At 72.6% G+C, this 26,423-nt stretch carries 33 protein-coding genes; 17 read left to right on the top strand and 16 right to left on the bottom strand.

Features of this window, described 5'->3' with window-relative positions; translation table 11 throughout:
* The first annotated feature begins 136 nt into the window (after window positions 1-136).
* Window positions 137-358 carry a hypothetical protein gene (locus tag AB0K18_RS05070; protein ID WP_364910004.1) on the top strand — a complete coding sequence of 74 codons (222 nt, stop codon included), beginning with the start codon at window positions 137-139 and terminating at the stop codon, window positions 356-358.
* Here AB0K18_RS05070 and AB0K18_RS05075 read toward each other — a convergent pair.
* Window positions 308-952, bottom strand: coding sequence for a TetR/AcrR family transcriptional regulator (locus tag AB0K18_RS05075; protein ID WP_364910007.1), 645 nt, complete (start codon window positions 950-952; stop codon window positions 308-310). The two genes, AB0K18_RS05070 and AB0K18_RS05075, sit on opposite strands and share 51 nt — an antisense overlap.
* 89 nt (window positions 953-1,041) lie before the next feature.
* On the opposite strand from AB0K18_RS05075, the gene AB0K18_RS05080 reads away from it, so the two are divergent.
* The gene (locus AB0K18_RS05080; RefSeq protein ID WP_364910010.1) at window positions 1,042-1,407 is read left to right on the top strand and encodes an SgcJ/EcaC family oxidoreductase; all 366 of its coding nucleotides are present in this window, start codon (window positions 1,042-1,044) and stop codon (window positions 1,405-1,407) included.
* Between the two features lie 5 nt (window positions 1,408-1,412).
* On the opposite strand, the gene AB0K18_RS05085 is transcribed toward AB0K18_RS05080, so the two are convergent.
* A complete protein-coding gene (locus AB0K18_RS05085) occupies window positions 1,413-1,946 on the bottom strand; it encodes a MarR family transcriptional regulator (protein ID WP_364910013.1) in 534 nt (177 codons plus the stop codon).
* Between the two features lie 32 nt (window positions 1,947-1,978).
* The gene (locus AB0K18_RS05090; RefSeq protein ID WP_364910016.1) at window positions 1,979-2,122 is read right to left on the bottom strand and encodes an AsnC family protein; all 144 of its coding nucleotides are present in this window, start codon (window positions 2,120-2,122) and stop codon (window positions 1,979-1,981) included.
* Window positions 2,123-2,161: 39 nt separating this feature from the next.
* On the opposite strand from AB0K18_RS05090, the gene AB0K18_RS05095 reads away from it, so the two are divergent.
* The 4 genes from AB0K18_RS05095 (at window position 2,162) to AB0K18_RS05110 (ending at window position 5,422) form a co-directional block, all read left to right on the top strand.
* Window positions 2,162-2,311 carry a hypothetical protein gene (locus AB0K18_RS05095; protein ID WP_364910019.1) on the top strand — a complete coding sequence of 50 codons (150 nt, stop codon included), beginning with the start codon at window positions 2,162-2,164 and terminating at the stop codon, window positions 2,309-2,311.
* An 89-nt stretch (window positions 2,312-2,400) separates the two neighbouring features.
* On the top strand, window positions 2,401-3,135 hold the full coding sequence (locus AB0K18_RS05100) for a YqcI/YcgG family protein (protein ID WP_364910021.1): 735 nt from the start codon (window positions 2,401-2,403) through the stop codon (window positions 3,133-3,135).
* Window positions 3,132-4,190: a GNAT family N-acetyltransferase gene (locus AB0K18_RS05105; RefSeq protein ID WP_364910024.1), complete on the top strand. Its 1,059-nt coding sequence runs from the start codon at window positions 3,132-3,134 to the stop codon at window positions 4,188-4,190. The genes AB0K18_RS05100 and AB0K18_RS05105 overlap by 4 nt, the downstream gene beginning before the upstream one ends.
* Complete coding sequence (locus AB0K18_RS05110; protein ID WP_364910027.1) at window positions 4,187-5,422, top strand: MFS transporter; 1,236 nt, start codon at window positions 4,187-4,189, stop codon at window positions 5,420-5,422. Before AB0K18_RS05105 ends, AB0K18_RS05110 begins: the two co-directional genes overlap by 4 nt.
* A 59-nt stretch (window positions 5,423-5,481) precedes the next feature.
* On the opposite strand, the gene AB0K18_RS05115 is transcribed toward AB0K18_RS05110, so the two are convergent.
* Window positions 5,482-6,321, bottom strand: coding sequence for a methyltransferase domain-containing protein (locus AB0K18_RS05115; protein WP_364910030.1), 840 nt, complete (start codon window positions 6,319-6,321; stop codon window positions 5,482-5,484).
* Window positions 6,318-6,677: a hypothetical protein gene (locus AB0K18_RS05120; protein WP_364910032.1), complete on the bottom strand. Its 360-nt coding sequence runs from the start codon at window positions 6,675-6,677 to the stop codon at window positions 6,318-6,320. Before AB0K18_RS05120 ends, AB0K18_RS05115 begins: the two co-directional genes overlap by 4 nt.
* 46 nt (window positions 6,678-6,723) lie before the next feature.
* On the opposite strand from AB0K18_RS05120, the gene AB0K18_RS05125 reads away from it, so the two are divergent.
* Window positions 6,724-7,473 (top strand): hypothetical protein, encoded by a 750-nt coding sequence (locus AB0K18_RS05125; RefSeq protein ID WP_364910034.1) that lies wholly within the window; start codon window positions 6,724-6,726, stop codon window positions 7,471-7,473.
* Here AB0K18_RS05125 and AB0K18_RS05130 read toward each other — a convergent pair.
* A complete protein-coding gene (locus AB0K18_RS05130; protein ID WP_364910036.1) occupies window positions 7,430-8,380 on the bottom strand; it encodes an AraC family transcriptional regulator in 951 nt (316 codons plus the stop codon). The two genes, AB0K18_RS05125 and AB0K18_RS05130, sit on opposite strands and share 44 nt — an antisense overlap.
* A 93-nt stretch (window positions 8,381-8,473) precedes the next feature.
* Between AB0K18_RS05130 and AB0K18_RS05135 the strand changes: the two genes are divergently transcribed.
* Together AB0K18_RS05135 and AB0K18_RS05140 are read left to right on the top strand one after the other, a co-directional pair.
* Window positions 8,474-9,379, top strand: coding sequence for an MBL fold metallo-hydrolase (locus AB0K18_RS05135; RefSeq protein ID WP_364910039.1), 906 nt, complete (start codon window positions 8,474-8,476; stop codon window positions 9,377-9,379).
* Between the two features lie 147 nt (window positions 9,380-9,526).
* Entirely contained in the window at window positions 9,527-10,015 is a 489-nt protein-coding gene (locus AB0K18_RS05140; RefSeq protein WP_364910042.1) for a hypothetical protein, read from the top strand.
* On the opposite strand, the gene AB0K18_RS05145 is transcribed toward AB0K18_RS05140, so the two are convergent.
* Window positions 9,987-10,553, bottom strand: a complete 567-nt coding sequence (locus AB0K18_RS05145; protein ID WP_364910045.1) for a hypothetical protein — start codon at window positions 10,551-10,553, stop codon at window positions 9,987-9,989. The genes AB0K18_RS05140 and AB0K18_RS05145 overlap by 29 nt on opposite strands.
* A gap of 46 nt (window positions 10,554-10,599) precedes the next feature.
* Here AB0K18_RS05145 and AB0K18_RS05150 point away from each other — a divergent pair, with 46 nt between their 5' ends.
* Complete coding sequence (locus AB0K18_RS05150; RefSeq protein ID WP_364910048.1) at window positions 10,600-10,884, top strand: hypothetical protein; 285 nt, start codon at window positions 10,600-10,602, stop codon at window positions 10,882-10,884.
* A gap of 4 nt (window positions 10,885-10,888) precedes the next feature.
* Window positions 10,889-11,044, top strand: coding sequence for a hypothetical protein (locus AB0K18_RS05155; protein WP_364910050.1), 156 nt, complete (start codon window positions 10,889-10,891; stop codon window positions 11,042-11,044).
* A gap of 418 nt (window positions 11,045-11,462) precedes the next feature.
* Here the strand turns inward: AB0K18_RS05155 and AB0K18_RS05160 are convergent, their stop codons facing one another.
* From AB0K18_RS05160 to AB0K18_RS05180, 5 genes are all read right to left on the bottom strand, one after another.
* On the bottom strand, window positions 11,463-12,284 hold the full coding sequence (locus AB0K18_RS05160) for a hypothetical protein (RefSeq protein ID WP_364910053.1): 822 nt from the start codon (window positions 12,282-12,284) through the stop codon (window positions 11,463-11,465).
* On the bottom strand, window positions 12,284-12,832 hold the full coding sequence (locus AB0K18_RS05165; RefSeq protein WP_364910055.1) for an RNA polymerase sigma factor: 549 nt from the start codon (window positions 12,830-12,832) through the stop codon (window positions 12,284-12,286). The genes AB0K18_RS05160 and AB0K18_RS05165 overlap by 1 nt, the downstream gene beginning before the upstream one ends.
* Window positions 12,833-13,066: 234 nt before the next feature.
* The gene (locus AB0K18_RS05170) at window positions 13,067-13,924 is read right to left on the bottom strand and encodes a hypothetical protein (protein WP_364910058.1); all 858 of its coding nucleotides are present in this window, start codon (window positions 13,922-13,924) and stop codon (window positions 13,067-13,069) included.
* Complete coding sequence (locus tag AB0K18_RS05175) at window positions 13,921-14,241, bottom strand: PadR family transcriptional regulator (RefSeq protein WP_364910061.1); 321 nt, start codon at window positions 14,239-14,241, stop codon at window positions 13,921-13,923. Before AB0K18_RS05175 ends, AB0K18_RS05170 begins: the two co-directional genes overlap by 4 nt.
* Before the next feature lie 32 nt (window positions 14,242-14,273).
* Window positions 14,274-14,966, bottom strand: a complete 693-nt coding sequence (locus AB0K18_RS05180) for an SDR family oxidoreductase (protein ID WP_364910064.1) — start codon at window positions 14,964-14,966, stop codon at window positions 14,274-14,276.
* A 130-nt stretch (window positions 14,967-15,096) separates the two neighbouring features.
* On the opposite strand from AB0K18_RS05180, the gene AB0K18_RS05185 reads away from it, so the two are divergent.
* Window positions 15,097-15,978 carry a helix-turn-helix transcriptional regulator gene (locus AB0K18_RS05185; protein WP_364910067.1) on the top strand — a complete coding sequence of 294 codons (882 nt, stop codon included), beginning with the start codon at window positions 15,097-15,099 and terminating at the stop codon, window positions 15,976-15,978.
* Here the strand turns inward: AB0K18_RS05185 and AB0K18_RS05190 are convergent.
* A complete protein-coding gene (locus AB0K18_RS05190; protein ID WP_364910069.1) occupies window positions 15,935-16,909 on the bottom strand; it encodes an oxidoreductase in 975 nt (324 codons plus the stop codon). The two genes, AB0K18_RS05185 and AB0K18_RS05190, sit on opposite strands and share 44 nt — an antisense overlap.
* Window positions 16,910-17,002: 93 nt before the next feature.
* Between AB0K18_RS05190 and AB0K18_RS05195 the strand changes: the two genes are divergently transcribed.
* The 3 genes from AB0K18_RS05195 to AB0K18_RS05205 all read left to right on the top strand — a co-directional run bounded on the left by AB0K18_RS05195 (window position 17,003) and on the right by AB0K18_RS05205 (window position 20,082).
* Window positions 17,003-17,593 carry a TetR/AcrR family transcriptional regulator gene (locus AB0K18_RS05195; protein WP_364910072.1) on the top strand — a complete coding sequence of 197 codons (591 nt, stop codon included), beginning with the start codon at window positions 17,003-17,005 and terminating at the stop codon, window positions 17,591-17,593.
* Between the two features lie 92 nt (window positions 17,594-17,685).
* Window positions 17,686-18,831, top strand: coding sequence for a hypothetical protein (locus AB0K18_RS05200; RefSeq protein ID WP_364910075.1), 1,146 nt, complete (start codon window positions 17,686-17,688; stop codon window positions 18,829-18,831).
* Window positions 18,832-18,930: 99 nt separating this feature from the next.
* The gene (locus AB0K18_RS05205; RefSeq protein ID WP_364910078.1) at window positions 18,931-20,082 is read left to right on the top strand and encodes a hypothetical protein; all 1,152 of its coding nucleotides are present in this window, start codon (window positions 18,931-18,933) and stop codon (window positions 20,080-20,082) included.
* Here AB0K18_RS05205 and AB0K18_RS05210 read toward each other — a convergent pair.
* Window positions 20,057-20,662 carry a hypothetical protein gene (locus AB0K18_RS05210; protein WP_364910081.1) on the bottom strand — a complete coding sequence of 202 codons (606 nt, stop codon included), beginning with the start codon at window positions 20,660-20,662 and terminating at the stop codon, window positions 20,057-20,059. The genes AB0K18_RS05205 and AB0K18_RS05210 overlap by 26 nt on opposite strands.
* A gap of 427 nt (window positions 20,663-21,089) precedes the next feature.
* Window positions 21,090-21,323: a hypothetical protein gene (locus AB0K18_RS05215; protein ID WP_364910083.1), complete on the bottom strand. Its 234-nt coding sequence runs from the start codon at window positions 21,321-21,323 to the stop codon at window positions 21,090-21,092.
* Between the two features lie 89 nt (window positions 21,324-21,412).
* On the opposite strand from AB0K18_RS05215, the gene AB0K18_RS05220 reads away from it, so the two are divergent.
* Together AB0K18_RS05220 and AB0K18_RS05225 are read left to right on the top strand one after the other, a co-directional pair.
* Window positions 21,413-21,784 (top strand): hypothetical protein, encoded by a 372-nt coding sequence (locus AB0K18_RS05220; protein WP_364910086.1) that lies wholly within the window; start codon window positions 21,413-21,415, stop codon window positions 21,782-21,784.
* 75 nt (window positions 21,785-21,859) lie between these two features.
* The gene (locus tag AB0K18_RS05225) at window positions 21,860-22,747 is read left to right on the top strand and encodes a hypothetical protein (RefSeq protein WP_364910089.1); all 888 of its coding nucleotides are present in this window, start codon (window positions 21,860-21,862) and stop codon (window positions 22,745-22,747) included.
* Here the strand turns inward: AB0K18_RS05225 and AB0K18_RS05230 are convergent.
* Window positions 22,708-26,418, bottom strand: coding sequence for a WD40 repeat domain-containing protein (locus AB0K18_RS05230; RefSeq protein ID WP_364910090.1), 3,711 nt, complete (start codon window positions 26,416-26,418; stop codon window positions 22,708-22,710). The genes AB0K18_RS05225 and AB0K18_RS05230 overlap by 40 nt on opposite strands.
* Window positions 26,419-26,423: the final 5 nt, after the last annotated feature.

Genomic DNA, 26,423 nt, shown 5'->3' on the forward strand with positions numbered 1-26,423 from the left:
CCGGATCGTGCAGGGCACGCATCCTGATCACGGCGGCCGCGCGCTCGGGTAGAGCACCCTGCCCGTCTTCGTCGGCGGCCTGGTGGCCGGTCCTCGACCGGTTCGACAAGCGGCACGTGCTCGCCGCCGACAGCGTGTGGCCCGCATCCCCGCCGAGTGGCGGGGGCGCGGGTTCGCCTGGCCGCGTACGCTCATGCACGCCACGCCGCCCCTCGGCGTCGCGCTGGTGACACCGCTGCTCGACGCGGGCAGGCTCGTCCCGGCCGCGCCGGCCATGTCAGGGCTCGCGCTCGCGCCCGCCTCCTGGCTACTCCTGCACCGACCAGCGGCCGGTGAACAGCTCATCGCCCGGAGGTGACCCGGGCAGCGGGTCGTGCCCTGGCCGCAGGCCGTCGAGCGCGATCGCGATCAGCCGCCGCCGGGCCTCGGCGGCGGCGGGCAGCAGGTCGTCCCTGCCCTGCTTACGAAGCTGGTCGACCACGGGGGAGCGGCCGAGCTGCTCGATGAGCAGGGAGATGTCGATCGCGGTCACGTCGGCGCGCAGGTCGCCGGACGCGTGCGCGCGGCGTACCAGCTCGTCGAGCAGCTCGTCGCCGCGACGGGACTTCGCGCTCATCTCCTCGGTCACCTGGATGGTGCCGGCGACGGGCGCGAGCGAGCCCTGCCCGAACTCGATGCAGGCGCGGACGAACCCCGCCAGACCCGCCCACGGGTCGGGACCGGCCAGGCCCTGCTCGGCGGCCTCGTTCCAGTGGTCGAGGGAGAGCAGGCTGAGCCGCTGGAACAGCTCCTCCTTCGTCTGGTAGCGGCGGTAGAGGCTGCCGACGCCGACGCCCGCCCTGGCCGCGATGGCGGCCACGGACGCGTGGGCGCCGTCCTCCGCCAGCACGTCGCGGGCGGCCTGCAGCAAGGCGCGGTCGTTGCGTTCCGCGCGGTCTTTTCGCGTGCTCATCGTCACGGATCCTAGCAGTTGCGGAGTGATTCGCTCCGCAGTAACGTGCTGAGCGGAGCGAATCGCTCCGCTATTTGAGGAGGAGCATCATGAACGCCGACATCGAGGCCATCGAGCGGGTCGTCCGCGACGCCGAGGAGCTGCAGAGCGACGTGGCCGGGTTCACGGGGCTGCTGACAGAGGAGGTGGCGCTGGTCAACTTCACCGGCGTCCGGCTGCGCGGGCGTGACCAGGTCAAGGAGGTCATGTCCAAGGCGCTGAACACGCCGCTGAAGGACGTGCTGACCACGAACGAGCTGCTCGGCGTGACGTTCCTGCGACCCGACGTGGCGCTGGCCCACCTGGTCAAGCACGTCAACGACGGGCGTAAGGGGGCGCTGACGTTCGCGCTGGTCAAGGAGGACGGCGACTGGCGGATCGCGCTGGCGCAGACCACCCCGATGGTCGCGGCCTGAGCGCGTCAGGCCTCCGTGGCGGTGGCCGCCCGGTGAGCCTCGAGCGTCGGGCACGGCACGCACACCTGGTGGTCGCACCGCCGGCACGTGGTGTGCAGGCTGCGCCCGTTGCTGCCGTGGCTGCGCAGGATCGTCTCCAGGATGCCGGACAGCTGCTCGCGCTGGGTCTCGCTGAGTGGGGCGAGCAGTGCGGTGAGCGCCTCCTGCCGGACGGCCAGCACGTCGCCGACCACCTTCCGGCCCTCCGGCGTGAGCGAGACGAGGACGCGGCGCCGGTCGGCGTCGTCGTCGCCCGCGCGGCGCGTCGCCCAGCCCGACTCCTCCAGGCGGTTGACCAGCCGGGTGGTGCCCGAGTGGGTGAGGAACAACGCCCTGCTCAGCTCGTCGACGAACAGGTCTCCGAACGTGGCCAGCGCGACCAGCCCAGCGGTCAGCGACTCGGACTTACCGGGCAACGCGCTCTGCCAGGCGCGGCGGACGGCGTCCTCGGCCACCAGCGCGGAGGCGCCGTACAGGTTGACCGCTCGCTCCAGGCTCACCGTGCGAGTCTAACGACACGGGGAATCGCCCGTCAGCGCGGGAGCCGGCCGAGCCGTTCGCGGGCCTCGGCAACCGGGGTCGTCTCCACGTGGGTGATGGCGGGCAGGGCGGCGACGGGGGCGCGCGCGTCGAGCTGGAGCGCGTGGATCAGCCGCCGGTCGAGCTGATCGGCCATGTCGGATTTCAGGGTCAAAGCGTATTCAGTGTCGATTTATTGTCTTACGCCCTGGTGAACGCCCTCCTGGCGGCGGCCGAGGTCCGCTCGCCCTCGACCCTGGTCACCTCCACCGTCGAGGACCTCACCGGCCGGCCGCCCCGCACCTTCCGCCAGTGGGCCCACGACCAGCGCGACCTCTTCCGCTGAGCGGCCTCATGTTAGGGCGCCTCCCTGCGCGGTATATGTGCTTGACGCACGCAAACAATGTGCATCGCGGCGCATCTGGAGGAGCCCCCATGGCCAGAACATCCCGCCTGCTCACCAGAGAGGACCTGACGGGTGGCGCCTGCCAGGGCTGGGTGAGGGAGGCGTACGAGGACTACCGGGCCGTGATCAGCGACCCGGACTTCCCCTGCACCTTCGGCACCACCGCCGAGGCCCAGGGCCACATCCGCTACACCTGGGTGGCCGGCGAGCAGGACCTCGGCGTGCTGCCCCCGACCCTGACCGACTTCATCGCGCTCTCCCGCGCGCACCCGCGCCGCCGCCACCTGCTCATCGCCTTCTTCCCCGACGACGGCGAGCGCGACTTCGCCGCCCACGAGCGGCGCTTCTGGGAGATCCTGCGCCGGCTGCGCGAGCAGGACCCGGAGCCGTGGCCCGCGCACATCCCCAGCGACCCCGACCATCCGGAGTGGGAGTTCTGCTTCGCCGGCGACCCCATGTTCGTCTTCCCCTGCATCCCCGCCTACCGGCAGCGGCACAGCCGGCGCATGGGGGACCACTTCCTCATGTGCTTCCAGCCCAGAAGGGTGTTCTTCGGCACCAACCGCGATGACCCGGGCGGGGAGCGCATCCGGCAGCGCATCTACGAGCGGGTGGGCCGCTGGGACGACCTGCCGCCGCATCCCCAGCTGGTCGAGCTGGCCTATGGCGACACGGAGATGCGGGAGTGGAAGCAGTACGTGCTGCCGGACGCCAATGTCCCGCTCGTGGACCGCTGCCCGTTGCAGGAAGGGAGACCGTCGTGACCACGATCGCGGACCCCGGCACCGACTGCGGCCGGATCTTCGCCACCGGGCGCTGGCAGGACGCCTGGCTGGCCGGCGGGATGGAGGCGACCGTCGCCCATGTCCGGCTGCGGGCCGGGGACGTGCCGGTCACGCTGCAGCTCGTCACGGACTCGCCCCTGTGGCGCGGGTACGAGGGCGACGCGGACCTGCCGCCCGTGTGGGAGGGCCCGGTGGCGTACCTGTCCACCGTGTACGCCGTCGCCAACCCCCTCAACCAGGTGCCCGACGCGTCGGGGACGGTGGCACGAGCCTTGGAGATCGCCGGGGAGTGGGGCGCGGAGGCGCTGGTCGTCACCAACCTGGAGCCCGGCCCGGCACTGGAGTCCCTGCCACGGCCCGACGCGCTCGTCCGGCTCGACGCCACGTGCCGCGTCCGCCTGGCGGACGGCGCGGACGGCACGGGCGGCACGGGCGGCACGAACGGCACGGGCGGCATGGGCGGCATGGGCGGTTACCTCGACGGGCTGGCCACCTCGCACCGGGGCCGGTTGCGACGCTACCACCGGCGCGGTGCGCGGGCCGGGCTGACCTACCACGACAGGAACCTCGCCGAGGCCGGCCACGTGCTGGCCGCGTTCGCCCGGCTTACCCGCCAGTCCGCCGAGCGGCACGGCACCCCGCCGCTCTACAGCGAGGCGGCGCTGCGGGCGCTGCTGGAGGTGCCGGGCACCCGGCTGCTCAGCGCCGACCTCGACGGGCGGCCGGCCGCCGGGCTGCTCTCCTTCGAGTGGGACGGCTGCCTGGTGCTGTGGGCGGCCGGGATCGACTACGCGCTGCTCAAGACCCATTTCCCGTACTATTTCCTGATTTATGAGGCGATTGCGGCGGCCGCCGAGCGCGGCTGCCGGTGGGTGGACTTCGGGCGCGGCAACCTGGAGTTCAAGCAGCGCCTCGGCTTCCACCCGGTCGATCTGTGGAGCCCGGTCTACCTGCTCGCCCGCAGGGCCGCCTACGCCGGACGGTTGGCCGAGATGCACCGCCGCATCAGCGACTTCCTGGGCAGACCCGGATGAGCGGCCGGGCCGGCGTGCGGTTACGGCTGGTCGCGCTGCTCGGCGCCGTCGGCGTGGCGAACGTGGCGTACACCGTCCTGATCCCGTTCGTCCCGACGCTCAACACGGTCTTCCAGATGAGCGCGGTGCTCATCGGCGTGGCCTTCGCCGGGTTCGCCGCGACCAAGGCGCTCTGCCAGCCGCTCGGCGGCTGGCTCGTGGACCGGATCGGCGGGAGGACCATCGCGATCGCCGGCCTGGCCGTCACCGCCGCGGCCACCGGGGCGCTGGCCCTGGCCACCACCTCCGGCCAGGTGGTGGCCTGCCGGTTCGTGTGGGGGATCGGGGAAGGGCTGGCCATGCCGGCCCTCTACCGGCTCACCGCGCAGCTCGGCACCGAGTCGGGGCACGGCTCCGACCGCACGCTGGGCTGGTTCGGGACGGCGGCGGTGGCCGGCATGACCGTGGGGCCCGGCCTCATCGCGGCGCTGTCCGGGGTGATCGACTTCCGGTCCGCGTTCGCGGGCGGCGCGGTGCTGACGGTGCTGGCCACCGCGCTGGTGGCGCTGGCGTTCCGCCGTACCGGACGGCCCGAACAGCGCCAGGCGGGCGGCGATCCGTCGCGCGCGCCCACCGAGCGGCTCTCCCGGCTGCCGCTGATCCCGCTCGTCGTCGTGCTCGGCCTGCTCGATCTGGCCAACAACGCGGTGTACGCGGCGCTGGAGCCGCTGTTCCCGCTGCACGGCACCGGGCCGCTCGGGGCGGGGGAGCGGGCGGTCTCGCTCAGCTTCTTCGCCGGGCTGGCCGTCTTCGCCGCCTTCTCCTGGGTGGGCGGCCGGGTCATGCACCTGTCGCGCCGCTTCCCCCTGGCGGCGGCGGTCTTCGCCGTGCAGGCGGCGGCCCTGGCGGTGGCCTGGCTGACCGGCGCGTACGGGGTGTTCACCGCGGCCTTCATCGGGCTCATGGCGGTGCAGCCACTGGTCTACGTCAACATGCGGGCGGTCATCGGACGGCTCGGGGAGGGACGTCAGGGATGGGCGTTCGGCTGGTTCGGGCTGATCTCCGACCTCGGCTGGGTCGCGGGTCCGCTCGTCGCGACGGCCGCGTACCAGGTGTTCGGCGGCGGCAGCTTCGCGCTGCTCGCGGTGGTGGCGCTGGCCGCGTCGGCGCTGGGCGCGGCGGCCTTCCCCTGGCTGCGCGCGCCGTTCCTGCACGACTCAGGGCCGCCGGTGCGCGAGTCCACCTCCGCCTGAGCACGCGAGAACCGGGAGGACGGGCACCGTCCTCCCGGTCTCTCCCGGCCGTCGGCCCGTCAGGCGGGCTTCACCGCTTCGGCCAGGATGTAGTAGCCGAACCGGCTGAACGGCGGCGTCTCGTTCAGCGCCGTCTCCAGCCGCTCGACGATCGAGTAGATGCCGGGGTCGGCGAGGATCTGGTCGGCCATCCACGCCGCGACCACGCAGTTGCCGCGCAGCCGCGCGGGCCGCAGGCCGGCGTCGGAGAACAGCTCCTCCAGCTCGTCGGGGGTGAAGCTGAACCAGGGGGCCTCCCGCTGCTCGCCGTCGCGGGTGCCGGTGAACACCAGGGTCTTGTTGTCGACATCGGTGATGTCCACCGTCGCGAACCGGTCCGCCCGGGTGAGCTGCTCGAACGCGGCGTTCTTCACCCCGGTCAGGAGGCGTCCGCCGGGCCGCAGCACCCGGGCGATCTCGGCGAACGCGGTCCCCCGCGCCTCCAGGGGGATGTGCATGAGCGCCAGCGTGCTGGTGACGACGTCGAAGCTGTCGTCCGGGTACGGCAGGTCGCACATGTCGCCCTGGTCGAACCGGATGTCGGCCCCTTCCTCCGCCGCCTTGCGCCGCGCGACGGCCAGCATCCCGTCACAGAGGTCGAGCCCGATGACCTCCTTGGCCAGCCCCGCGAGGGGGATGGTGAGCCGGCCGGTGCCGCAGCCGAGGTCGAGCACGGAGTCCTCGGGACCGACCCGGCCGAGAATGAAGTCGAGCTCGGTGTCGATGAATCGGCGGTCGGCCGGAGTGAGGCCGGGAATGCGGTCGTCGTACTCGGTGGAGATGAATTCGTAAACCTGCCGGATGGCTTCTTTCGTCTGCGCGGTCCGGCCATTGTACGGGCGATGCACGGTTTGCGTCATGCCTTTTTCTCCGGAATTCTGATGCAGGATTTTGCGGACGTTTCATCGCCTGCCTGAGCAGGGTTTATGAGCGCATGCTCCCAGCGAGGGAAGGCCTTCGGAAAAGCCGCGCCCGAGCTGCCTGAACCTCCTTTCCTGGGTGGTGAGACAACTCCATACCCAGGAATCCCGAACAAAGCGCCGGGGCCTGATGATTTTTTACGCCCGGCATCCTTCACGGGAAAGTCCGAGAAGGGCGCGATGGCTTTTACCTCGACTTCTTCACTTTCCGTGAGCGAAGTGGTGAGAAAAGCAGTTGAACCTTTCCGCCCGCCGGCGCGTCTTCTTGGCAGGAGAATGTCGCGCTTGCCGGTCATCGTGGTGCTCGCGTCGCTATGTGCCTGCGGTCAGACGGGGGCCGATGTGATCTCCGCGACGGAGACCATCGTGTTGCCGCGGGCCGAGCAGCCCCGCGCGGAGCGGCCAACGCTGGAGCGGCTCAAGCGCGAGGCGGCGGCCTCGGGCCGGCCGCTGGAGGAGGTCGTCAAGCGGTACGCGGACCGGCTGGCCGCCACCTCATCGCCCAGGCCGACCGACTTCGAGGGGTACGACCCCGCGGTGACCGAGCCGGACGTGACGATCGACGGCATCCCCTACGCCGAACTGGTCGACCTCGCGAGCGCCGCCCGGTCGATGGGCATCTCCTACGAGGAGGCGATCGACCGCTACGGCTCGCAGTCGTCCAACGGCGAGGTGCTCGCCAAGCTGCGCGCGGAGTTCCCCGACGAGATCTCCGGGATCGCGTACGTCGATGACCAGCGGGGGCTGCGCGTCGGCTTCAAGGGCCCCGTCCCGGCGCGCGCGATCGAGCTGGCCAGGACCCTGCCCCTGGAGGTCACGCTGATCGGCGGGAAGGGCTTCTCGGACGCGGACCTTCAGCGCGCCCGGGAGGCGATCTCCTCCCGGCTGCAAGGCCGTCCCGAGGTGGCCACGATGACGGTCCACGCCGATGAGGAGACCGGCCAGGTCAAGGTCACCGTTCAGCCGAAGGAGCGGCCGGACGACGCCGAGGCGTTCAAGCGTGACCTGCGGCTCCCGCAGCCGGACAACCCGCGCGTCACGGTCGAGATCACGCTCTCCGATCGACCGGTCGGCGGCCGGACGCCGCAGTAGGCGCCGGGAAGGCACCCGACCGCACGATCTCCCGATACCGCCCCGGCGTGGTGCCGAACTCCCGCTCGAAGGCGTGCGAGAGTGCGTACGGGCTGCTGTAGCCGACGCGCTCGGCGATGGCCGCCAGCGTGTCCTTGGTGTCGCGCAGCAGCGAGGCGGCCCTGATCACCCGCCACCAGGTGAGGTACGCCATCGGCGGCCGCCCGACCAGGGCGGTGAACCGGCGCGCCAGCGTGGGACGGGAGACGCCCGCCTCGGCGGCCAGGCGGTCGATGGTCCACGGCGCGGCCGGCCGCGAGTGCATCGCCCGCAGCGCGGCGGCCGTCACCGGGTCGCCCAATGCGCTGGGCCAGGCGCCGCCGGCGGTCTGGGTCATCCAGGCCCGGATCATGTAGACGAGGAGCAGGTCGAGCAGGTTCGGCAGCGCGATGGAGGAGCCGGGCCGCACCTCGTCCAGCTCGCCGGCGAGCAGGTCGATCGCGGCGCGCAGCTCCAGGTGGGTGCCCACGCGGCTGGGCAGGTGGACGACCTCGGGCAGCTCGGTCATCAGCGGGTGCATGCGGCTGCAGTCGAGCCGGTACTTGCCGCAGAGCAGCTCCGTCGCGCCGTGCCGGCGCGGCTCCGCCGTGGCGAGCCACCGCTCGAACGACATCGCCTTCTCCGGGTCGCCGGGGGAGTCGGCGATCACGTGGCCGGTCCCGTGGGGAAGCAGCACCGCGTCGCCCACATTGAGGGATACGGCGGTGCCGCCGTCGGTGCGGAGCCAGCAGCCGCCCTTGAGGACGACGTGGAAGCCCGCGCCGTCGTACGGGTCCAGCCGCGCGCACCAGCTCCCGTCCAACCCCACCCGATCGAACCGCGGGTGCCCGAGATGAACGGCGGAGATCGCGTCACTGACCACGTCCATCCATCCACGATATCTCGAGTGATACGCATTCGTATTTTCTTGAGCCGAACGGGCATTGAGCGGATCACTCGCCGCTTCCTAGGGTCATTGACCATGACGAACGAGAACCCACAGCGCATCATCCTGGGCGACGTCGAGGTCATCCGGGTCCTCGAGTGGCACGCACCCTTCCTGCCCACCTCAGAGTTCTTCGCTAACGCCGACGACGAGGTGTGGAAGGCCAACGCGGACTGGCTGGCGCCCGACCACTGGGAGCCCGGCACCGGCCGCATGGTGAGCGCCCTGCAGAGCTGGGTGCTGCGCAGCGGCGGGCGTACCGTACTGGTCGACACCGGCGTGGGGCACGACCGCGAGCGGCCCGGCATGGGACTGTTCCACCGGGCCAGGAGCGAGTTCCTCGCCCTCCTGGAGCGGGCCGGCGTCCGGCCGCAGGACGTGGACGTCGTGGTCAACACCCACCTGCACCTCGATCACGTCGGCTGGAACACCGTGGACGCGGACGGGGAGTGGGCGCCGGCCTTTCCCAACGCCCAGTACCTCATCCCGGCCGCCGACGACTTCCACTACGGGCCGGCCAACGCGTACGGCGGCGGCGTACAGGAAGCGGACCGCCTGCTCTACGAGGACAGCGTCGCGCCCATCCACCGGGCAGGGCAGGCCGTGCTGTGGGACGGGCACCACCGCATCGACGACCACCTCACCCTGGAGTCCGCGCCCGGCCACACCCCCGGCTCGTCGGTGCTGCGGCTGGCCTCGGGCGGCGAGCGCGCGGTCTTCGCCGGCGACCTGCTGCACAGCCCGGTCCAGATCCTCGACCCCTGCCTCAACAGCAACGCGTGCCTGAACCCCGCACAGGCCGAGGCCAGCCGCCACCGGATCCTCGCCCGCGCCGCCGACGAACGCGAACTCCTCATCCCCGCCCACTTCGGCGGCTCGGGCGCCCTGGAGGTCCAGCGCAACGGCTCCGCCTTCGCCCTCGGCCCCTGGGCGACCACCTGAGGCACCGGCCTGGGGCGGACTCCTCACCGCCGGCACCCGTCAAAGGTAGGGCGTTCCCTACCGCAAGTCGGGGGACCGCGGGCATGATCAGGGCCGGTCGCCTCGTGAAGACTTCAGGAGCTATCACACGCACCTGAGGAGGCCGCCATGACCGTCACCGAACCCCGCGCCACCCCCGCCGAACCCGCCACCCCTCCGCCCGTCCTCCGCACCGCCGCCACGCTGTGGCTGGCGGCCGTGGCGTGCGGCGCTTTCGAGGCCGCGCTCATGGCCGTCACGATGCTGTACGACGGCGTCCAGGTGACCGACCTGCTGCCGGGCATGGGGTTCCGGGTGGCCGTGTTCGCGGGGGCGGCGTTCCTGGCACTGCGGTTGCGGCGCGGCGCGAACTGGGCGCGCTGGACCCTCACCGTCACCCTCGGCGTGTTCGGCACGATCTCGCTGGTCAAGGAGCCGATCGAGTACCTGCTTGCGGGCGGCTCGATCGTCGAAGCCGTGGCCGGTCTGGACGCGGTGGGCTGGGTCTTCGCCGCGAGCCGTGTTCTGCACGTGCTGGCCGTGGCCGGGGCGCTGACGTTGATGTTCCAGCCCCGGGCCAACGCCTACTTCAGGCTTGCACCGGTCTCGACCAGGTGAGGGCGGCGGCCAGGCAGGCGACGGGGATGACGGGCAGCACGTACCGGTGGTCGAAGTCCAGAACCGCGACCGGGCCGATCAGCAGGCCGAGGGACACGGCCCACGGCAGCAGCGCCGCGCCCGGCCGCCGGATCGCGGCCAGCGCTCCCAGCAGCAGGATCGCGGCCAGGAAGGGGCCGCGCAGGTAGGCGACGTACTGGTAGGCGATGAGGACGTCCGCGTACGGCGAGATCGACGTCAGGCCCCGGATGTCCGGGTCGTACTCTCGCTTGACCTTGTCGATCAGCGGCTGGGCGGGCAACTCCGATCGGCCCTTGGCGAAGCCGAAGGCGGGCGTCGTCCGGTCCGGGTGGGGGATCGGCGTCCAGGAGAAGGCGATGGCGGTGTCGCGGGCGACGTTCCCCAGGTAGTCCAGCGGCTGGGCCAGGATCGCCCGCACGGCGAACGCGCGGGCCAGGTCGTTGTGCGCGAACCGGTCGCCGGGCAGCAGGTTGAGCGAGGCCCCTGGTGCCCAGACGTACTCGGAGGCCGCGTCCACCTTCGTGCCGTTCGGGCACAGGCGGGCGAGGCCGGGCGGCGGCTGGATGCGGGGCGCAGTCGGCGAACGTCATGGTGCGGGCCCACAGGGCGACACCGTCCGCGCCGCTGATCGCGAACCGGCCGTGGTGCTGGGCGTACCAGCCGGCGTAGACGGCCAGGGGCAGCGCACCCGCCAGCGCCAGCGCGCCCACCGGCCGCCACCCCACCCGCCGCACCGCCAGCACCAGCACGACGAGCAGCAGCAGCGGCAGCGCGATCGTCCTGGTCAGCGCCGCCGCGGCGAACAGCAGGCCCGCGCCGGTCGCCGCCCGTACCGACAGCTGCGGTGACCACATGAGCACGGCCAGGCCGGCCACGACGAGCAGGATGAACTGCGTGTCGGACAGGATCCCCGTCTCCAGCCGCAGGAACGAGGCGTCGAACAGCAGCGGCACCGTCGCGACCGCCGCCACCCGGCCGGGCACCGACCTGCGGCGCAGCACGGAGTAGAGGATCAGGCCGGTGGCCAGGCCCATCGCGTGCTGCACGGCCACGACCAGCTCCACGCTGTGGAACGGCAGCAGGGCCCGCAGCAGCAGCGAGTAGCCGATCGGGTGGAACGAGCCCGACGGGGCCGGGTGCACGGCCATGTCGAGGTAGGTGAAGGAGTCGTACCAGTAGAGGGTGGCGGGGCGGTAGCCGAGCATCGTCAGCACCCGCAGCGCGGCGGCCAGGGCCAGCAGGACGGCGAAGAGCCGGTGGCCCGCGAGAGGGGAAGGGCGCGGCGACGGCAGCGCCACGCGAGTGTCGGCGAGCACGGTGCATCCGATCGTGTGCGGGCATGCCGGGGGAACGCACGGCGGCCGGAGGGCCGTGCGATGGGGGAGTCAGCGCCCGGCCGCACGGGGGACGTGCGGCCGGGGAGGAGTCAGCAGCCGGCCGGCAGCGGGCGCTCGTCGCCGGGCTTGTCGCCGACGAGCAGCAGGGCCTGGCCGTCGGCGCTCATGACGCCGTCCAGCACGTACCAGTCGTCCGGAGGAGTGAAGCTGCGCTGCCGGGCGTGGGAGGTGTACGACGGGGTGACGCCGCGCTCGCGCAGCAGAGCTGTCACCTCGGCGACGGTCCGGTTGGCGTAGTCCACGCAGTGCAGGGGCTCGCCGGGCATGGCCAGACCGGTCGGCATCGCGTACCGCTCCCCGGGCTCGGCCCGGCGGCCGAGGATGACGCGCGCGCTCTTGTCGAAGCCGACCGGCACCTTCAGGCCCACAGGGCAACCGCCGGGCCGCTCGCACGGCCCGGGACCGTCGATGGGCTTGATCGGCCCCTCAGCGGGCACCGGCTCGCCCGACCGCAGCCGGTCCATGTCGTTGATCACGAACAGCTGTCCGGCCTGGGTCGGGGACGTGGCCGCCAGCGTGAGCGTGATGTTGATCCCCCTGGCCCGCAGCTCCCGCTCGTACACCTCGGGCTCGGCCGCCAGGTCCTTGACCGTGATCACGTAGTGGTCGTCCACCAGCTTGATGTCCAGCGCGGCCGACGCGGGCGCCTGCGCGACGCCGAACGACATCAGCGCGGTCAGCGTGGCCAGCACCGGCACGGCCGCCCACCTGCGCAGCCTCGGGACGCTCGGCCGACGGCGCGCGGCGACGGGGACGGCGGTGACCTCGTCCAGCAGTTCCCTGGCGATCGGTGTCAGGCCGGGACCGGGGTCGGGTGCGATGCCGGCCACCAGGCGGTCGATCTCGTGCATCACAAAGCTCCCTTCGTCATCGCGACGGCACGCAGGCCGATGCGGGTCACGTCCACGCCTTTCGCCGCCAGCTGCTTGGCCAGCCGTTTCCTGGCCCGGTGCAGCCGCAACCGGGCGTTGCCGCGCGTACAGCCGAGCACGGCGGCGATCTCGTCGGCGCTCAGCCCCTCCCACCCGGCCAGCGCGAGGATCTCCCGATCGCCCGGGCTCAGCCGGCCGAACGCCTCCCGCACGCCGCGCAGCTCGTCGCCGGGCTGCGCGGACTCCGCCGCCCACAAGGCGAGCTGCTGTCCGAGCCGCTCGACCAGCTCACTCCGGCGCGACTCGGCCCGACGGCCGTTGGCCAGCACCCGGCGAGCCACCCCGAACAACCACAGGCGCGCGTCCCGCCCTTCAGGAACGTCGTCGAAGCGCCGCCAGGCGGTGGCGAACGTCTCGGCGAGCGCGTCGGCGGCGTCCTCGGGGGACTCGGTACGCCGCCGGACGTAGGCGAGGATGTCGGCGTAATGAGCAACGTAGATCACCTCGAAGCGCTGCTTACGGTCCACGTCGCCTGCCTTCTTCCGTACGAGTCCGACACCGAGTACTTGTCCGGACCCGCCCGATGGTTTCACCCCGATCTGCGGCGTGATGCCCCGCAGGGCCGGGTGTCACAGGACCCCGGTGAGAGCGACCCATGGGTGTGAAGTGAGGCACGAGGGCCACGCCATCGCCGAACGGAACCCCTGCATCGACCTGCTCCGCCGTACCAGGTCGTGGTTCCGCCTTCTACGGTGAAGCGCTCACACCCTGGCGTGCGCCCGGCGGGCTGCGGCCAAGGATGCCAGGACGAGGGCGGTGAGCACTCCCCAGTAGAGGAAACCGCGGGCGCTGGTGTGCGGCAGGTCCTCGGCGAGGTAGACCAGGCCGGGGAACAGGTGGACGGCGGCGGCCAGCGCCCAGCGGCCGTCCCTGGCGGCGATCGTGGCGGCCAGCACCAGCAGCAAGGCCACCACCTCCAGACCGGCTCGCGAGACGACCCAGGCCGGCTCCCACGTCGGCACCTGGATGAGCTGCAGCATCCAGCCGGCCGGCGGGACGAGCAGCCACCACAGGGACCGGGCGGGCATCGTCGCGCCCCGCCGGACGGCCAGGGTCGTGGACACGGCCGCGATCACCCAGTACGGCGCGACGGGCGCGAGGTCGCCGAACAGCGGGCCGATGTCGGGCGCCGGGGTGAAGAACCCGCCCGCGATCATGGGCCGGCTCGCCCACAACGCGGCGGACAGCGCGAGAGGAGCCGCGACCCACATCCAGCCCCGTACGAGTGCCACCATCAGGACGACCCCCAGCACCGTCCACACTTCGTAGGTGAAGTAGGGCAGGACGGGAAACCGGGCGAAGGTGAGTAACGCCACGACCAGGGCGCCGAGGTGCAGGCCGTCGGCCCACGGCGGCACGCCGGCCGCGCGGGCGGCCCGGACGCGGACGGCGAAGGCGCCGGCGAGGAGATGCCGCGTCTCGCGGAGCGACGGCCGGCGGGAGCCGGGCCGGGCCGCCTCCATCAACGTGCCGATCAGCTCCTCGCCGTGCGCGGCGCGGTACTGCTTCGGGTAGGCCCGCAGGAGGCGGCGGTAGCGCCGTTCGAGATCGTCGTTCATCCGCCGGTCGCTCCCCCCGGCCGCAGGACGAGTGCGGCGGCGCGCTGCATCCGCGCCGCCTGAGCCCGGACGGCGTGCACGCCGTCGTCGGTGATCCGGTAGTAGCGCCGCGGCCGCCCGTTGACGGTCTCCTCGCGGTCGAGCCGCACCCAGCCGGCTTCGGAGAGCCGGTCGAGCGCGCTGTACAGCGTGCCGACGGCGAGGTCGACCTCGCCGAGCGACTTGGTACGGGCCCGTTTGATGATCCCGTATCCGTGCAGCGGTTCTTCCATCAGGGCGGCGAGGATGAAGTACGTCGCCTCGGTCATCCCGATCATGCACGGACTATATATCGGCCATCGAAGTATCGTCAGGCGGGCTGGCCGAGGGGGCGGATGGTCAGGGTGTTGAGGTCGACGCCGGGTGGCTGGTCGAGGGCGAAGCAAATGGCTTCGGCGATGGGCTGGGGTGGCAGGGCGAAGGGCGGGACGTCGGCGCCGCCCCAGAACGGGGTGTTGATCATGCCGGGGTTGACGAGGGTGACGCCGACCCCCCGGGACGTGGCGAGCAGGCGGAGGTTCTCGGCGAGCCCGGTCGTGGCCCACTTGGTGGCGGAGTAGAGGTTGCCGGGGGAGTTCTTGAGGCCGGCGACGCTACCGATGAGCACCAGCCGCCCGCCACCGGCCTCGAGGTGCGGCAGGGCGGCGTGCGCGAGCAGGGCGGGGCCGAGGACGTTGGTGAGGATCATCGGCGCCCACGACGCCGGGTCGCCGGCCCCGATGGAGTCGCCGGACATGAATCCTGCGTTGGCCACCGCCGCGTCGAGGGCGCCGAAGCGCGCCACCGTCTGGGTGGCGGCCGACTCGGTGTCCGCCCAGTCCGATGCGTCCGCGACGAGACCGAGCAGCCGGTCGGGGTGGCCCGCCTCGTCGAGGAAGGTCTTCAGCCTGCTCTCGTCGCGGCCGGTGACGGCCACGCGGTGGCCGCGGTCGAGGAGCGAGCGCGCGGTGCGGGCGCCGATGCCGCTGGTGGCGCCGGTGATCAGTACGGTCTTGCCGGTCATGGTCAGGGCTCCTTGTGAGGTGAGGAAGACACCTTCATGGAAGCGGCGCCGTCCGAGGGGGCCAAGGTCGCCTTTATGGGGGGTACGAACGCAACCTCCCTGGCGGCGGGACCGCGGTTACGGTGGAGGCATGGAGGCCCCCGCCGACAACCGGTCGGACATCCGTGATTTCCTCGTCAGCCGGCGCGCCAAGCTCGCCCCCGAGCGGGTCGGGCTGCCCGCCGGCGGGCGCAGGCGGGTTCCAGGGCTGCGGCGCGAGGAGGTCGCGGTGCTCGCCGGCGTGAGCACCGAGTGGTACACCCGGCTGGAGAAGGGGCACGTCGGCGGCGTCTCCGAGAGCGTGCTGGAGGCGGTCGCGCAGGCGTTGCGGCTCGACGAGGACGAGCGCACGTACCTGCTCGATCTGGCCAGGGCGGCCCGCCCCGCCCGCCGCAGGCCGCGGCGCCGCAAGGACGTCACACTCCCGCCCTCCGTCCAGTGGATGGTGGACTCCATGACCATGGCCCCGGCCTTCGTCCGCAACGGGCGGCTGGACATCGTCGCGAGCAACGCGCTGTGCAGGGCCGTGTACGCGCCCATGTTCGCCAGCGGCACCACCGCCGACCGGGGCCGCGCCAACTTCGCTCGCTACTTCTTCCTCGATCCCGGCTCGCAGGGCTTCTTCGTCGACTGGGAGGACGGCGCCAGGGCCACGGTCGCGATCCTCCGCGCCGAAGCCGGACGCGAACCCCACGATCAGGCCCTGCGCGAACTCGTCGGCGAGCTGTCCACGCTCAGTCCCGGCTTCCGCGCGATGTGGGCCGGTCACGACGTCCGCATCCGTCACGAAGGCGACAAGAGGCTGGACCATCCCGAGGCCGGCCGTCTGGAGATGACGTTCCGGCACCTGGACCTGCCGCTGCCGCAACGGGCCGTCCACGACCTGATCATCTACACGGCCGAGCCCGGCACCCCCACCGAGGAACGCCTCAAGCTCCTCGCGAGCTGGACCGCGTCCGCCGCCCACCGATGATTCCGTCCTGATCTGCGGGCAGGGCGTAGGTGACGTCGGTGAGGCGTTCGGAGAGCTCCCAGAGGCGGGCGGCCGTGGCGGTGTCGCGGATGGCGCGTTCGCGGGTCCGGCGGGTGGGCTCGCCGCGGAGCTGCAGGAAGCCGTCGGGGACGATGTAGGCGCCGCCGGGCAGGCCGGGGAGGGTCGCGGCGTACAGGGAGGTCTTCGCTCCTTCCTCGGTGGGGCGGAAGGCGAGGCGGACCAGCAGTCCCGTGAGGGTCGCGTACAGGCGGCCTCTGCTGCTGTTGGCGCCGCCGGTGAGGACGTTCGTACGGGTGAGGCCGGGGGCGACGGCCATGCTGCGCAGCCGCCGCCCGGCGCGGCGCTGGAGCTCCATGGCGAAGTAGAGGTTGGCGCGCTTGGCCTGCACGTACGCGAACGCCGTGCGGTAGCGCCGCTCGGCGTTGAGGTTGCCGAGGTCGAACCGGGCGAAACGCTGGCCTTCGCTGCTGACGGTGACCACCCGAGGGTCGGGCGCGGCCAGCAGGTACGGCAGCAGCAGACCGGTCAGCGCGAAGGTGCCGAGGTGGTTGATGCCGAACTGCGATTCGAACCCGTCGGCGGTCACCGCGTACGGCACCATCGCCACCCCGGCGTTGTTGACCAGCAGGTCGAGCCGCCCGTGGTCCCAGGCGGCGGCGAACGCGCGGATGGAGGCCAGGCTGCCGAGGTCGAGGCGGCGCAGCTCCAGGCGCGCGCCGGGCAGCTCGTCCCGCATGCGGCCGAGCGCGGCCTGACCGCGTCCGGGGTCACGGCAGGCCAGGACGACGTGCGCGCCACGCCGGGCCAGCTCGCGAGCGGTGACGTAGCCGATGCCGCTGTTGGCGCCGGTCACCACCGCGATCCGCCCGCTCTGGTCGGGGATGTCGTCAAAGGTCCAGGAGTTACGCATGATGTGCCACCTCACGAAGCAGATATCGCAACTCCGAGTTGCGATACGCTGATCATGACATCCGCCTCCCAGCTATCGCAACTTGGAGTTGCAATGCAGTCCGATCGCCGCCCTGTCGGCCGTGGCGCCAAGGTGCGCGCCGCCGTCCACGCCGCCACGCTCGCCGAACTCGTGGACAAGGGCTACGCCGCGCTGACCGTCGAGAACGTCGCCCAGCGCGCCGGCGTGCACAAGACGACGGTCTACCGGCGCTGGAAGGACCGGGAGAGCCTGCTCACCGATGCCCTGGCCGAGCACATGGCGATGGACGTCCCCGTCCCCGACACCGGCACGATCGAGGGCGACCTGCGGGCACTGGCCAACTCGCTCGTCCGGACGTTCACCAGCCCGACCGGCCAGGCCATCCTCGCCGCCATGTTCACGGGAGCGGCCCACCTGCCGGAGATCGCGGCGGCGCGGCGGCAGGTGTTCGACGACCGGCTCACCAGGGCCGAGCCGGTGGTCGTCCGTGCGATCGAGCGCGGCGAGCTGCCCGCGGCCACGGATCCCGCCGAGCTGCTGAAGACCCTGGCCGCGCCGATCTATCTCCGCCTGCTCATCACCGCCGATCCCGTTGACGAGACGACCGCCGACCGGGCCGTGCGCGTCGCGCTGACGGCCGCGCGCGGCGGTGCCCTGGACTAGATCGGGAACGAGGCTCATCTCCGCGTGAACCGGGGAGCCATCGTACGATTTCGAGCACGCGCATCACCCCGTGACGCCGGCCGGAGGCGACGATGGTGTACGAGAGCTCCCGCGACGCCCGCTCTGATGTGGCGCGACCGGTGCCGCCCACCCCCGCCCGGCCCCTGCCGGCGCGCACCTACTTCCAGCGCCGGCTACGGCAGCCCTGGGTCGCCGCCCGGCTCCGCACCGAGGTCGCGGGGCTGATGCGGCACACCGAGGCGCTGCGCCAGGCCGCCGTCGGCCCGCCGGACACCCTGGTCGTCTCGCTGCGCAACGCCAGGAGCGCCGTCGAGGGGCTGCGCACCGAGCTGGCCGTCTGGGGCCTGACGGAGCGCGACGAGCGCTCGGCCGGCACCGACATGCTGCTGCGCTACGACGTCGTGGAGGAGCTCGCCCGCCACGGCATCACCTTCGACCCCGGCCTCACGGACCGCCTCGCCCGGCTGCGGCGCCGGCTCATCGAGCCGCGGGCGGGCGGCCGCCCCGATCCCGCCGAGCAGGCCGGCGGTCCCGGCGGCGACCTGGAGAGGCTGCTGGACGACGCCGTCACGGCGATCGACGACCTGCTGGAGACCCAGGACGTCCACGACGACAGGTGGATCGACCGGGCACGCACGATCCTGACCACGATCTGGGAACTGATCGTGACGCTGATCGTCGGCATCATCGCCGTCGCGTTCACCGTCCTCGCCGTGGACGAGCCCCTGGCGAAGGAGATGACCAAGAAGGTCATCGAGATCCTGACGACCGCCGCGAGTCTCCACTTCGTCCACTCCGCCCGCGACAAACTCCGCGGTCCCGACATCGCCGCCGTCCTGGACGCGGCCGACCGGGGTGTACGCGACACGGCCGGCCGGCTGACCGCCATCATGCGCCGCCTCGGCCCGCGCCGCCCGCTCTCCACCCGCGAAACGCAGCAGGTCCGCAACCTGGCCGCCTGCCTGACCGGCCACGTCTGGACCGCAGAACGCCTGATCGAACTCGCCGACTGCGCCGACTGGCCGGCCGCCGCGGAGTACGTCCAGGCGTGCACCCGCCTGCGCGACCTGTGCGACACCGCCGCAGAATCGGACCCCGGCTCCTGGTTCGCCCGCCGCCGCGTGAGCCGCACCCTGGTCCCTTCCCTGGCCGAGGCAGTACGCGAACACACCGCTTTCTCCCTCCCCGACCACCTTCCTCTGAAGACACCCTCTTGATCCTTTCTGCCGGGACGAACAGCGCGTCGTCGTAACCTGAGAAACGGAACAGCGGTGCATGGCGAGATCCGGCCTGGAGCTGTCTCACGAGGTGAGGACATGGACGACCGCACCAGCGCATCGATCCGTACCGTCGCGAACTCCTCGCTCACCTCGCCGGCCGGGCGCGCCGTCGGCGGGCGCGCCCTGACCTTGGAGCGCGCCGATCTCCTGCCGGAAGCACCCGACCACCTGCATCCCGACTACGGCGGCCTGGTGGTGTGCGGCGCCGGCTCCTCGGCCCGGCTCAACACGCTGCGCCGCACCTTCAGCGGAGTGCTGGCCGAAGATCGCGCCGCCTACGAGAAAGAGGTCGCCACCCCCGACGCGCCGTTCCGCCTGCCGGAGGACGCCCTGTTCGGCGGTGACCTGGACAGCGCGCTCCAGGAGCAGCTCGACAACGGGGCATCCTTCGCCATCACCCCGACCCGCTACATCAGGGCCGGCGATCCCGCGCCCCTGGAAGCCGTGGTGAGGCAGGTCGAAGCACTGCGGCGCGACGACGTCGTGGTGACGCTCCCCGTCTCGATCGGCTGGCTGCGGCCAGAGACGCGCCCGACGCTGGTGGCCGCCATCCGCGCGATGGAGCACCCGGTCGCGCTCGTCCTCGGCGGGCAGTACGACCCGCTACAGCAGTTCGCGGCCGCCCCGCAACAGCTTCGCCGGCTGCTGGCCGACGTGCCGGGCACCGGGCTGTGGCGTACCGACCTGGCCGGCTTCGACGCGCTCGCCCACGGCGCCGGCTTCGCCGGCATCGGCGCGGGCGGCTCCTTGCGGCACCTCGTGCCCGCCGGTGAAGCCGCGGAGACCTCCGGCGGCGCAGCGATCTATCCGTCGGTGCTCATGCCCGAGCTGCTGCGCTTCAGCAGCGCCAAGTTCATCGCCGATCTCTATGCCAACACCGTCCCGCCCACCTGCCCGTGCAGCCGGTGCCAGGGCAGAGCGCTGGACGGTTTCCTCGGACTCACGAACGCCATGAAGGCGGCGGCGCACGCGCACAACAGCGCCACCTGGAACGCGTGGCTACCTGAGCTGCTGCAACAACCCACCCCCGCCGACCGGCAGATCTGGTGGCGCGCCCGATGCAAGCAGGCCGTGCAGGCGCACGAACTGGAGAACGCCCGCCTCAAGCAGCCCCATCGCCTCAAACCGCCCAAGTCGCTGGAGAAGTGGGCCGATCTGCCGGTCACGCCTCTGCAGGCGACCGAGTGATCTGGCGGTAGGCCTGCTCCAGGAACAGCCACCCCGCGGCGGTGCGCCGGCGGCGTTCGAAGGGCGCCGGCGGGACGAGCACGCACGATTCGTCCTCGGTGCCGACGATCACGCCGATGCCGTAGAAGTCGGCCTCCATCCGTACGACGTCGAGATCACGCGGCGGCTTGGGGAGCAGCATCGCGCGGGAACAGAACGGCGCGAACCGGCCCGCCCGCCCCAGCCCCGCACGCCATGATCGGGCCGGCACGACCGCCAGGCGCGCCTCGATCGGCGCCACCGCCAACCGCCTCACCCAGCCCCGGTCCACCTGGACGGCCCCGTTCGGGACCAGGTCGAGCGCAGCCCGATCGATGACCGACAGCGGCATCGGCGCGTTCACCGGCAGATCCGACAGCAGGCGCAACGCGTCCGGTGACGTGATGGCCCCCAGTCCGCAGCGCCGCCGCCGATCGAGCTCGGCCTGGACCGGCTCATGGTGCAGCACGACCGAGGCGCCCTGCAGGACCACGCACGACGCGGAAGCCCGGCTCAGGGCGAGGCCCGGTGCGCCGGCGACGGCCTGGGGGAGTCCACTCACGTCTCCACCTTCTCAGACCCCGGCACCGCACACCCGTGACGACGCACGAGCATACGCCTGCCCCTCGCTCAGACCTCGGGCCGACCGGTCAGGCCGGGCTTCTGCGTACCGGCCCCGGGTGTCGGTGCCGAGCCGGGTGGCGCGATCGGGTCGATCGGCACCTCCGGCATAGTGTCCACTGTTTGCGACGTGCCGACAGCGGACCTGGTCGGAGGCGGGGCCCGTTCGGAGGCGCTCGACCGCGCTGCGTCTCGCCTCAAGGGGGGAAGACCGTACAGCCGCGAAGTGATCTACTTTGTAAAGGCACCCGGTTCATATGCGTAAGCGCGGTAGGCACCGACCATCCGCGGGTCATCGAGGAGGAGCGGCGTCCTGTACGCATCATCAGCCAAAAGGAGAACCTTCACCGAGCAGCCGAAGCCGAAGATCAACCAACGTAGGTGATGCTAGGGACGAGATCGTTCCAAGTCCACCCGTAGACGCTCGCGCGATGGTGCTCCAGGAGCGTCCAGGCGCGCGTCACGGCAAAGCTGGAATATCGCTTTCTGGGGCGGGCGCCCGCACGGGTGGCGCGGCTGATGGCCGTCGGATAATCGCCGGATAATGCATCGTATAAACCGTGGACAAAGGTGTTCGTGCAGCTCATCGGATTGACCGTCATTTATCGTGCCTTGAGGGCGTCTTGCTGGAGTGCGTTTTCTGGTGACAAAGTCGGCGGCGTCCGAGCTTCATCGGGAAAGAGGAGAAGAAATGCCAAGAGTTTCGAGGCTGGGAGCCGTCGGCGCGGCGCTCGCGGTCGCTCTGTGTGTGGCGCCGGCCGCCGCGACGGCGCAGGCGGCGCCCGCGCGCCAGGCCTGTGGCACGCCGAGCGCAGGCTGGGTGCATTTCTACGAGAGCTCCGGCTGCGGTGGCGCGGTCGAGCGCTACACCGTCTGCGAGTGGATCACCTTCGGCTACCTGTACAACCGGGTCAGTTCCTACTGGGACCGGCAGACCGGCGGCGCGTACGCGAGGGTGTACGACTCCAATGGGAGCCTGGCCTTCCGCACGTACCCCAACACCGGCGTCCGTGACCTGGCGACCTGGGAGAACGACCGGAGCGCGACGGCCAGGATCTGCTAGTGACCGCGCGCGCCGGGACCCGTCCCGAGCGGGTCCCGGCGCGGGCTTCGGAAGCTTCCCGAGGAGGTCCTCGCCATGGCCCGCACCGGGCTCCTCATCCTCGTCGCGCTGCTCGCCGCCGGCTGCGCGGGAAACGCGCGCGAACCCGCGCCGGTCGATCTCGGCCGCGTGAGCTACCCACTGGACGCCTACGACCTCACCGATGCCGAGCTGGAGACCACGATCCGGGCCAGATACCTGCTCACCGGCCGGTGTGCCGCGAAGTTCGGCGCCGTGCTCCCCGCCCTGCCCCAGGGCCCCCGGCGGGTGCCGTACCTGGACCGCTACGGCCTGTACGACGAGGCCACGGCCAGGAAATGGGGATACCGCCTCGGCGTCCCCGGCGTCGTGGCCCCTCCGTGGGAGGGCATGATCGACGTCGGGTCCCCCGCGTACCTCGTCGTCAACGGCACGGACGGCCGGGGACGTCCGGCCGGCATCGACGGCCTGCCCGCCGGCGGGTGCAGGGCGGCCGCGAACCGCGTGCTGGAACGCGGCACGCCCCCGGACGCCGGGAACCCGGTTCCCCGGCTCGACAGGCAGGGCTGGGAGATCGCGCAGCGGCACCCGGCGGTGCTCAAGGCGGCCGACGCATGGAAGAGCTGCATGGCGAAGGCCGGGCACCGGTTGGAGAATCCGGTCAAGGCGCCGTACGTCCACTGGAGCAGGGCCAGGGACGGGAACCCGCACCCGACGGCGGCGGAACGCCGTGCCGCGCTCGACGACATCAGGTGCAAGAACGTGTCGGGATTCGTCCGGGCCTCGGTGGACGCCGAGCTGGCGGCGCAGCGCACGCTCGCCGCCCGCCACCTCGACCTGCTCGAACGCCACCGCCGCAGGCTGGATCGGATCGTGCGGAACGCCGCGGACGTCGTGGCGGCCGGTCAGGGGCAGGGGGAGCGGAAGGCCACGTCGGGGAAGTAGCGCCGCCAGGCGGCGTGGCTGAGGCGGGGATGCGCGCGGTCGCAGATCGCGGCGGCGGCGCGGCCGGGGTCGGCGTCCCACAGCCGCACGGTGCGGTCGGCGCCGGCGGAGGCGAGGGCGGAGCCGCGCGCGGCCGCCGCGACCGCGTGCACGCGATCGGTGTGGCCGCTCAGGACGGCGGTGGGACCGGAACCCGGGGCCGCCGGGTCCCACAGGCGGATCATGCCGTCGGCGCCCGCGGTGGCCAGGACGCGGCCCTCGGCGGCGAACGCCACCGCGTACATGGTGCCCGCCTCCAAGGCCAGGGTCGCCAGGCGGCTCGGGCGGCGGAGGTCCCACAGGATCGCGGTGCCGTCGAAACCGGCGGTGGCCAGGGTGCGGCCGTCGGGGGAGAGCGCCACGGCGTTGACGCCGTCGGTGTGGCCGGTCAGTTTCGCCTGCTCGGTGGGGCGGCGCGGGTCGGTGACGTCCCAGAGCCGTACCGAGCGGTCCCAGCCGGTGCTGGCCAGCAGGCGGCCGTCCGAACGGAAGACGACCGCGTTGACGCCGTCGGTGTGGCCGATGAGTTCCGCCAGTTCGGCGGGATGGCGCGGGTCGGTGACGTCCCAGAGGCGCACCACCGCGTCCGAGCCGGCGGTGGCCAGCACGCGGCCGTCCGGGCGGAAGGCCACCGCGTTGGCGTGCTCTGTGTCGGCGGTCAGCTTCGTCAGCGGCTCGGGACGGCGCGGGTCGGCTAGGTCCCACAGTCGTACGGTGCCGTCGAAGGCGGCGCTGGCCAGCAGGCGGCCGTCGGGACGGAAGGCCAGGCCGTTGACGTGCCCGGTGTGTCCCGTCAGGGGTTTCGTCAGCGGCCCCGTGCCGTCCGCGGCGTGCAGCCGTACGGTGTGGTCGCTGCCGCCACTGGCCAGCAGACTGCCGTCCGGGCTGAACGCCACGGCGCTGACGGTGTCGCGGTGCCCGGCCGGCGGCACGGTGGCGAGGTCCCACAACCGGACGGTGTGGTCGTCCCCGCTGGTCGCCAGGACGCGCCCGTCGGGGCTGAAGGCCGCGGACACCGCGGCGCCCGAGTGGCCGGAGAGCGTGGCCGAGCGCCACGGGCGGCGTCGGTCGGACAGGTCCCACAGCCGTACGTCGTAGTCCAGCCCTGCGGTGGCCAGCAGGCGGCCGCCGGCGCCGAACGCCACGGATCGCACCGAGTCGCGGTGCCCGGTCAGGGTCGCCAGGTGCCTGGTCCGCAGGCCGTCCACGTCCCACAGCCGGGCGGTGCGGTCCGCGCTGGAGGTGGCGAGGGTGCGGCCGTCGGGGGAGAAGGCCAGCCCGCCGACGGGCGCGGTGTGCCCGGTCGGGACGGCGGCCCCGGCGACGGCGTGCCCGTCCGCGTCCAGCCGCCACAGCCGCAGCGTGCGATCCCAGCCGACGGCGCCCAGCGTGCGCCCGTCGCGGCTGAAGGCGACGCGCACCACCGTGTCGCGGGAGCCGGTCAGGACCGCCGCGGGCTCGGGGGTCCACGGGCGGGTCACATCCCACACGCGCACGGTCCTGTCGGTGCTCGCGCTGGCCATCAGCCGCCCGCCGGGGCTGAACGCGACGCCGTTGACGTCGCCGGTGTGCCCGCCGAGCACGGCCGCCGCGCGTGGCCTGCGTGGGTCGGCGACGTCCCACAGCCGGATGGTGTCGTCCCAGCCGGCGCTGGCGAGGGTGCGGCCGTCCGGGCTGGCGGCGACCGCGTTGACGACGTCGGTGTGCCCGGTCAGCCTCGCCGGCCGGCGCGGCTGGTGCGGGTCGGCGACGTCCCAGAGCCGGACCGTGCGGTCCCGGCCCGAGGTGGCCAGCAGCCTGCCGCCTGGGACGTAGGCCACGGAGGTGACATTGTCTTTGTGCCCGGTCAGCCGGGTGGCGTACGGGCCGGGCAGGGTGCTGAGCAGGCCGCCGCGCGTGCCGGTGGTCGGGGCCAGGCGGAAGGCCGCCAGGCTGAGCTGGGCGGCCAAGGCGGGGTCGCGGGCCCGCAGCCCGGCGGCCTGCTCGGCGGCCTGCTCGGCGATGGCGACGTTGCGCTGGCGGGTGGCCGCGCGCTGCTCTCGTACGGCCAGCGCGGTCGTGCAGAGCGCCAGTACCAGGAGGACCGCCATCGCCGCGACCGACTGGCGGGCCCGCCTGCTGCGCCGCCTGCTCGCGGCCACGCTGGCTTCCAGGAAACCGCGCTCCACCGCGTTGAGCCGCGGGGCGCGATGCTCGACCAAGCGGCGGGCCAGGGCGAGCCGGGTGCCCCCGTACAGGGCGTCCTTGTCGCGGCCGAGCCGTTCCCACGCGGTGGCGGCCTCGGTCAGCTGCCGGTGGACGCGCAGGGCCTCGCGGTCCTCGTGCAGCCAGCGGCGCAGCCGTGGCCAGGCGGAGATGACGGCCTCGTGGGCGACTTCGACGGTGTCGTCCTGCACAACGATCAGCCGGGCTCTGGCGAGCTCGTCGAGCAGGCGTTCCACGTCGGCGCCGTGCCCCCATCCGCGCAGCTCGGCCAGGGACATGCGGCGGCGGGTGTCCTCGGTGTCGTCACCCAGCGCGGTCAGGCGGACGAACAGGTCGCGCAGGAGCAGCTGACCGGCCGGGTCGCTGCGGACGTAGACCTCCTCCGCGGTCTGGGCGATCGCGCCGCGCAGGCCGCCGACGGCGCGGTAGTCGGCCAGGCGCAGGGCCGTCCCCGTCCTGCGGTGCCAGGTCTGCCGCAGGCAGTGCGCCAGCATCGGCAGGGCTCCCGGCTGGTCGGCGGCCTCGGCGAGCAGGGTGGCGACCAGGTCACCGTCCGGCTCGACCCCCGCGAGCCCGGCGGGCCGGGTGATCATGTCGTGCAGGTCCGCCGGGCTCGGCGGCCCCAGCGGGATCTGTGTCCCTTCCCGCAGGGCGGTGACCAGCCGCGGGTGGCGTGAGCAGTGCGGGTAGAAGTCGGCCCGTACGGTGATCAGGACGCGGACGTCGCCCGCGAGGCCGGCGACGGTGTTCAGGAACGACTCCCGTTCGCCGGGATCGGCGCACAGCGTGAAGATCTCCTCGAACTGGTCTATCGCCACCACCAGCCGGGAATCCTGATCCTCGCCGGCCTCGGCGAGAGCGGACTCCAGGGCGGCCGCCGGCCGGTCGCCCGGCGTCAGCAGGCAGTGCCGCCACCCGGGGCCCGGCGACGGCAGCACCCCCGCCCGCAGTAGTGACGACTTGCCGCTGCCCGAGGCGCCGAACACCGCGAGGATCCCCTGCGCGTCCGGCCGGCGCAGTTCCTCGCGGATGTGGTCGGCCAGGTCCTGGCGGCCGAAGAACACGGGCGCGTCCTGCTCGGTGAACGGGGCGAGCCCGGGGTAGGGACACGGCCCGGCCGCGTACCTGCCCTGTCCGGCGGCGGCATCGGCGGCGGCCTGCCACCGTACGCGCCACTCCTCCTCGTCACCGCCGCACGCCGCCACATACGCCAGCGTGACCTCCAGCGACGGCAGCCGGTCGCCCTTGGCGGCCGCCGCCAACGTGCTGGCCGCGTAGTGCGCCTTCCTGCCCAGCACCTGGTAGCTGGGGGTGCCGGCCTCCTCCCGTAACTGGCGTAACTGCCCGGCGAAGCGGGCGACGGGCCCCGAGTCCGGATCAACCGGGCGTTCCGGCCGGCCTGCCCTGTTCCTGCCACGTCCGGTCATGTCGT

The organism is Nonomuraea sp. NPDC049421, from assembly GCF_040677005.1.
GTDB classification, from domain to species: domain Bacteria; phylum Actinomycetota; class Actinomycetes; order Streptosporangiales; family Streptosporangiaceae; genus Nonomuraea; species Nonomuraea salmonea.